This is a genomic window from Arthrobacter sp. HMWF013, assembly GCF_003061105.1.
In the GTDB taxonomy this organism is placed as follows: domain Bacteria; phylum Actinomycetota; class Actinomycetes; order Actinomycetales; family Micrococcaceae; genus Arthrobacter.
On the sequence record NZ_QAIQ01000313.1, the window covers coordinates 1 to 3,608 of the forward strand.

The window sequence follows — 3,608 nt, forward strand, 5'->3', positions numbered from 1 at the left end:
CCAGCATCGGCGCACCGCGGAAGGTGGGTGAGCAGGAGCTGTACGACGACGGCGACGGCGACGTCGGGGCCGGGCGCGACGACGCCTACCACGGTCCCCCCGAGCCCCGCGGCGCAGTCCGTGTCCGGCTGGTCAGCGGGCACGGGTGGGCGGACCTCCGCGGTGCCACCACCTGCGCTGTCATTACCGAGGCCGAGGCGCTGGCTGTCCTGGCAAGGCTCGGCCCGGATCCGCTAAGGAACCTGCCTGCGGACCGGACACGATTCGTGGCAGGACTGCTGGCCCGGAAAACGCCGGTGGCTGCGCTGCTGATGGACCAGAAGGTGATTGCCGGCGTCGGAAATGTCTACCGGGCCGAGGTGCTCTTCCGCCAGCAGCTGGATCCGTGGCTGCCGGGCAAGGCACTCTCGCGCGGAGCCGCCGGACTTTTGTGGGACGACACCGCAGCGGTAATGTCCGACGGCGTGCGCGACGGGCGGATCATCACTACGCCTGCGGTGTACTGGGACCCGGGCGCGCTCCTGCCCGCGGGGGAACATGCCCACTATGTCTACAAGCGGGAGGGGCTGCCCTGCCGGGTTTGCGCTGTGCCCGTGGCGATCACCGAGCTCGCCGGCCGCAAGCTGTACTGGTGCCCGGGCTGCCAGCAACCCGGGAAGTAGGCCCGGCACGACGCGCAGCAGACAAAAAAGCAGGGCCCCTCGTGTTCATTGAGGGGCCCTGCTTTTGGCTGGAGGGGACGACGGGAATCGAACCCGCGTAATCAGTTTGGAAGACTGAGGCTTTACCATTAAGCTACGTCCCCGGGAGTACAGCGTCGCTGATGATTTCCATCTTAGCGGCCGGACTTTCGGGCTGGCTGTTGAAGCCGGATACAACTAAACCTAATTCATGCCCCACGTGTCAAATGTGCATTCACGGCCGGAATGGCCGTAGACTTGCCTGTGCACTTACGGGGTGTAGCTCAGCTTGGCTAGAGCACCTGCTTTGGGAGCAGGAAGTCGCAGGTTCAAATCCTGTCACCCCGACTCTGCGGCCCGGGCCGACGGCCTGGACAGATCGTTAGCATTTGCAGAAAACCCATCCCACAAACCCAGGAGTACTTAGACCGTGAAGAGCGCTGTCGAGAACCTCACCCCCACGCGGGTCAAGCTCAATGTTGAGGTCCCCTTTGAGGAATTGAAGCCCAGCATCGACGAGGCATACAAGACTGTTGCTTCGCAGATCCAGGTCCCTGGCTTCCGCAAGGGCAAGGTCCCCTCCAAGCTGATTGACCAGCGCGTTGGCCGCGGCTACGTCCTGGAGACGGCCATCAACGAAGGCCTCAATGGCTGGTACCAGGCAGCTGTGCAGGAATCCGGCATCCGCCCCCTGAGCCGCCCCGAGGTTGAGATCACCGAAGTTCCGGACCCCACCTCCACGGACGGGGAACTGAAGTTCCACGCCGAGGTTGATGTGCGCCCCGAGATCGAACTGCCTGACTACGCCGGCATCAAGGTTGAGGTTGCCGCCGCAGAGTCCTCCGACGAAGATGTCGACAAGGCCCTGGACGAACTCCGCGGCCGCTTCGGCACGCTGAAGTCCGTGGACCGCCCCGCTGCCGATGGCGACTTCCTGACCATCGACATCAACGCCTCCATTGACGGCGCCGACGTCGACTCCGCCTCGGGCCTGTCCTACCAGGTAGGCGCCGGAACCATGCTTGAAGGCCTGGACGAAGCAGTCACCGGCCTCAGCGTTGATGAAGACGCCATCTTCGAAACCACTTTGGTGGGTGGCGACCACGCCGGCGAAGCCGCGCAGGTGAAGGTGGTTGTCAAGGCCGTCAAGGAGCGCGAGCTTCCCGAGGCGAACGACGACTTTGCGCAGCTGGCCTCCGAGTTCGACACCCTCGCCGAACTCCGCGAAGACCTGGCCAAGCAGGCTGCCGATTCCAAGGTTGTCGAGCAGGGCGTAGAAGCCCGCGACAAGGTGCTGGACAAGCTCGTTGAGCTCGTCGAGGTTCCTGTTCCGGACTCCGTGGTTGAAGAGCAGCTCGAAGCCCACTTCAAAGAGGGCAACGGCCACGGTGAAGGCGAACACGACACCGAGGAACACCGCGAAGAGGTCAAGGCCAACACCGCCCGGGCCTTCCAGAACGAAGTCATCCTCGACGCCATCGCCGAAAAGGAAGAAGTCAACGTCAGCCAGAACGAGCTGATCGACTACATCGTCACCACCGCCAGCCAGTACGGCATGGACCCGAACCAGTTCGCCCAGATCATCGATCAGAGCGGCCAGGTCCCCATGATGGTCTCCGAGGTCCGCCGCCGCAAGGCACTGGCCGTGGTCCTTGGCCAGGCAACGGTCACCGACACCGACGGCAAGGCTGTTGACCTCAGCGACTTCGTCCGCCCCGGCGGCGAAGAGGAAGCTGCGGCCGTCGAGGCCGAGGCTACCGAAGGCGCCGAGGCCGACGCCGAAGCCGCTAAGAACGACGATCCGGCAGCCGTAAAGTTCTAGCACGCCCTGCGTGAGCGCAGCCCCTGGACCAAACGGTCCGGGGGCTGCCTGCTTTAACCGATGCCCCGTAGCGATCGTGCGCCGTCAGCGAACAGCGCGATTCCGGCGAACAAATAGGCCGGCAAAACGGTTAGTGTCCAAGTAGTGAAGTTCAGTGATGTCGTTCAGTAACGTCACCGTCACCAGCGAGAGGTAAGTACACATGTCACAGCACGCAGAGGCCCCCCGGATGGCGACGGTCGATCCCGCAGCCCAGGACAACTACATCTACAACCGCCTCCTGAAGGAGCGGATCATCTGGCTCGGTTCCGAGGTGCGTGACGACAACGCCAACGCCATCTGCTCCCAGCTGCTGCTCCTGTCCGCCGAGAACCCGGAAAAGGACATCTACCTTTACATCAACTCCCCGGGCGGTTCCGTGACGGCCGGCATGGCCATCTATGACACCATGCAGTTCATCCCGAACGACGTCGTCACAGTTGCCACCGGCCTGGCAGCCTCCATGGGCCAGTTCCTGCTGTCCTCCGGCACCAAGGGCAAGCGCTACGCCACCCCCAACGCCCGTGTGCTGATGCACCAGCCCTCCGGCGGTATCGGCGGCACGGCCTCCGACATCAAGATCCAGGCCGAGCTGATCCTCCACATGAAGAAGGTCATGGCTGAGCTGACCGCCGACCAAACCGGCCAGACCGTGGAAACCATCCTCAAGGACAACGACCGCGACAAGTGGTTCACCGCCCCCGAGGCCCTCGAGTACGGTTTCTTCGACAAGATTGCGGCCCACGCGGGTTCGGTATCCGGTGGCGGCGGTACTGCCAACGGCACCTCCGGCGAGTCCGCCTCCTAGAAGTAACCCGGCACTGCAGAACACCCAGATCAGGAGCAACAAAATGACCTACAACTTCGGATCGACTGCCGGTAATCTTCCGACCAGCCGCTACGTCCTTCCCCAGTTCGAAGAGCGCACGCCTTACGGTTTCAAGCGCCAGGACCCCTACACCAAGCTGTTCGAGGACCGCATCATCTTCCTCGGCGTCCAGGTGGACGACGCCTCCGCCGACGACGTCATGGCGCAGCTGCTCGTTCTCGAGTCGACTGACCCGGAC

Annotated in this window: 4 protein-coding genes and 2 tRNA genes; 5 read left to right on the forward strand and 1 reads right to left on the reverse strand. The window is 63.5% G+C overall.

Going from position 1 to position 3,608, the window contains the following annotated elements; translation table 11 throughout:
* A partial coding sequence (locus DBR22_RS11890) for an Fpg/Nei family DNA glycosylase (protein WP_108599185.1) occupies positions 1-662 on the forward strand: 662 nt, incomplete at its 5' end.
* A gap of 69 nt (positions 663-731) precedes the next feature.
* On the opposite strand, the gene DBR22_RS11895 is transcribed toward DBR22_RS11890, so the two are convergent.
* Positions 732-805, reverse strand: a tRNA-Gly gene (locus DBR22_RS11895).
* A 148-nt stretch (positions 806-953) separates the two neighbouring features.
* On the opposite strand from DBR22_RS11895, the gene DBR22_RS11900 reads away from it, so the two are divergent.
* From DBR22_RS11900 to DBR22_RS24485, 4 genes are all read left to right on the forward strand, one after another.
* Positions 954-1,028 (forward strand) — tRNA-Pro (locus DBR22_RS11900).
* Positions 1,029-1,110: 82 nt separating this feature from the next.
* Positions 1,111-2,502, forward strand: a complete 1,392-nt coding sequence (gene tig / locus DBR22_RS11905) for a trigger factor (RefSeq protein ID WP_108599186.1) — start codon at positions 1,111-1,113, stop codon at positions 2,500-2,502.
* A 229-nt stretch (positions 2,503-2,731) separates the two neighbouring features.
* A complete protein-coding gene (locus tag DBR22_RS11910; RefSeq protein ID WP_108599190.1) occupies positions 2,732-3,349 on the forward strand; it encodes an ATP-dependent Clp protease proteolytic subunit in 618 nt (205 codons plus the stop codon).
* A gap of 43 nt (positions 3,350-3,392) precedes the next feature.
* Positions 3,393-3,608, forward strand: a 216-nt coding sequence (locus DBR22_RS24485) for an ATP-dependent Clp protease proteolytic subunit (protein WP_258229163.1), incomplete at its 3' end; no start/stop codon positions are given.